Origin of the sequence: uncultured Brevundimonas sp. (assembly GCF_937870815.1) — a bacterium.
Lineage (GTDB): Bacteria > Pseudomonadota > Alphaproteobacteria > Caulobacterales > Caulobacteraceae > Brevundimonas.
Genome location: NZ_CALMZS010000016.1, coordinates 1 through 3075, shown reverse-complemented (window position 1 = coordinate 3075; position 3075 = coordinate 1). Strand labels below are relative to the sequence as shown.

At 70.1% G+C, this 3075-nt stretch carries 2 protein-coding genes; both read left to right on the top strand.

What is annotated here, in order from left to right; genetic code table 11:
- The coding region (gene dapF / locus Q0588_RS01175) for a diaminopimelate epimerase (RefSeq protein ID WP_298743006.1) at window positions 1–828 on the top strand (828 nt) is incomplete at its 5' end.
- 124 nt (window positions 829–952) lie between these two features.
- Window positions 953–3075: NADP-dependent malic enzyme (locus tag Q0588_RS01170; RefSeq protein ID WP_298743005.1), on the top strand; the 2123-nt coding region annotated here is incomplete at its 3' end.

Here is a 3075-nt window from a genome sequence, read left to right as displayed (position 1 = left end):
GTCCGCATGAACGGCGCCGGCAACGACTTCGTCGTCGTCAATGCGCTGGAGACGCCGTTCACGCCGGACGCCGGCCAGGTGCGCGCCATCGCCGGGCGCGGGACCGGCCCCGGCTGCGACCAGCTGATCGCCATCGAGCCCGCGGCGCCCGGCGCGCCCCGGGCCGACGCCTTCATGCGGGTGTGGAACGCCGACGGCGGCCAGGTCGAGACCTGCGGCAACGCCCTGCGCTGCGTCGGCTGGCTGCTGATGGAATCGACCGGCAGGGACTCCGTGGTCATCGACACCCTCGGCGGACCGGCGACGGCGACGCGGGCCGGCGACCACCGCGTCAAGGTCGACATGGGCGCGCCGGGCCTCGACTGGACCCGGGTGCCGCTGGCCGAGGCGATGGACACGCGGGGAATTGAACTTCAGGTCGGCCCCATCGACGCGCCCGTGCTGCACACTCCCGGCGCGGTCTCGATGGGCAATCCGCACGTGGTCTTCTTCACCGACCGCCAGGACGACGCCTTCGTGCGCGGCTCCGGCTCCCTGGTCGAGCACCACCCCCTGTTTCCCGAGGGCGTCAACGTCGGCTTCGCCCATGTGCTGGCCCCCGACCGCATCCGGCTGCGGGTCTGGGAGCGCGGGGCCGGCCTGACCAGGGCCTGCGGCACCGGCGCCTGCGCGGCCCTGGTGGCCGCCGCCCGCCGCGGCCTGACCGGCCGCCGCGCCGTCATCGAGGCCGACGGCGGCGAGCTGGAGATCGAGTGGGACGAGGCCACGGGCCACGTCTTCATGACCGGACCGGTCGAGGTCGAGGGCGCGGGAACGCTGGCGCCCTAACCATGCACCGGGCGGGGCCCGGCCGCCCCGCGCCCTCCCGTCTCCCCCCTCGCCGGTTGTCCCCCCGCCTCCCACGGCCTAGGAACAGTCCTCCCGACCCGACCCTGCGGAAACCCTCGCCGACATGCCCGACCTGACCGACAAGCAGACCTTCTCCGACGAGGACGCGCTGGAGTTCCACCGCAGTCCCCAGCCGGGCAAGATCTCCATGGCCCCGACCAAGCCGATGGCGACCCAGCGCGACCTGTCGCTGGCCTATTCGCCGGGCGTGGCCGTGCCGGTGCTGGCCATCGCCGAAGACGTCGACAAGGCCTACGACTACACCGCCAAGGGCAATCTGGTCGCCGTCATCTCCAACGGCACGGCCATCCTCGGCCTCGGCAACCTCGGCCACATGGCCTCCAAGCCGGTGATGGAGGGCAAGGCCGTCCTGTTCAAACGCTTCGCCGACGTCGACAGTTTCGACGTCGAGGTCAAGACCACCGACCCGGACGAGTTCGTCACCGTGGTCAAGAACATCGGTGACACCTGGGGCGGCATCAATCTGGAGGACATCAAGTCCCCGGAATGTTTCGAAATCGAGGCCCAGCTGCAGGACCTGCTGGACATCCCCGTCTTCCACGACGACCAGCACGGCACCGCCATCATCTCGACCGCGGGCCTGATCAACGCCGCCCACCTGGCCGGCAAGCGCCTCGAGGACCTCAAGGTGGTGCTGGCCGGCGCTGGCGCCGCCGGCCTGTCCTCGATCGCGCTGATGAAGGCCGCCGGGGTCAGGGCCGAGAACACCGTCATCGTCGACCGCGAGGGGGTGGTCTACAGGGGCCGCGCCAATGTCGACCAGTGGAAGGCGGCCCACGCCACCGACACACCGCACCGCACCTTGGCCGAGGCCATGGTCGGCGCCGACGTGGTGCTCGGCCTGTCCGCCAAGGGCGCGATCACCAGGGAGATGGTCGCCTCCATGGCGCCCAATCCGATCATCTTCGCCATGGCCAATCCGGACCCGGAGATCACCCCCGAGGACGTGGCCTCGGTGCGCTCCGACGCCATCATGGCCACCGGCCGCTCGGACTACGTCAACCAGGTCAACAATGTGCTGGGCTTCCCCTACATCTTCCGCGGCGCCCTCGACGTGCGCGCCCGCCGCGTCAACCACGAGATGAAGGTGGCCTGCGCCCAGGCCCTCGCCGCCCTGGCCCGCGAGGACGTCCCCGACGAGGTCGCCGCCGCCTATCGCGGCCGCAAGCTCAAATTCGGCCGCGACTACATCATCCCGACCCCCTTTGATCCGCGGCTGATCTGGTACATCCCGCCGTTCGTGGCCCAGGCGGCCATGGACACCGGGGTGGCGCGCAGGCTGATCGAGGACATGGACGCCTACCGGACCCGGCTGCGCTCGCGGCTCGACCCGTCCGCCGCCCTGATGCAGAACATCTCCGGCGCCGTGCGCGCCGCCCCGAACAAGCGGGTGGTCTTCGCCGAGGGCGAGGAGACCGCCGTCATCCGCGCCGCCTGGGGCTTCAAACAGGCCGAGCTGGGCACGCCGATCCTGCTCGGCCGCGAGGAGCTGATCCGCAAGAACGCCGCCGAGGCCGGGCTGGTGTTCGACGAGATGGGCATCGACATCGTCAACGCCCGGGTGTCGCACAAGAACGTCGAATACACCGACTTCCTGTATGGAAAACTCCAGCGCCGGGGCTATCTGCGCCGCGACGTGCAGCGGATGATCAACCAGGACCGCAACTATTTCGCCGCCGCCATGGTGGCGCGCGGCGACGCCGACGCGGTGGTCACCGGCGTGACCCGCAATTTCAACATGGTGCTGAAGGAGGTCCGGCGGGTGCTGGACGTCCGGGACCGCATGATCGGGGTTTCGATCCTCTTGGCCCGGGGCCGCACCCTGTTCGTCGCCGACACCTCCATCCACGAACTGCCCAACGCCGAGGAACTCGCCGAGATCGCCATCCAGGCCGCCGAAACGGTCAAGCGGCTGGGCAAGACCCCGCGCGTGGCCTTCCTCAGCTATTCCACCTTCGGCAATCCTCCGGGCGACCGGGGCGAAAAGGTGCGCGAAGCCATCCGCATCCTCGACGCGCGCGGCGTCGATTTCGAATACGAGGGCGAGATGCCGCCCGAACTGGCCCTGGATCCCGAGGCGCGGGCCGCCTACCCCTTCATGCGCCTGTCGGGCCACGCCAATGTGCTGGTCATGCCGGCCATTCATTCGGCCGCCATCTCGACCCG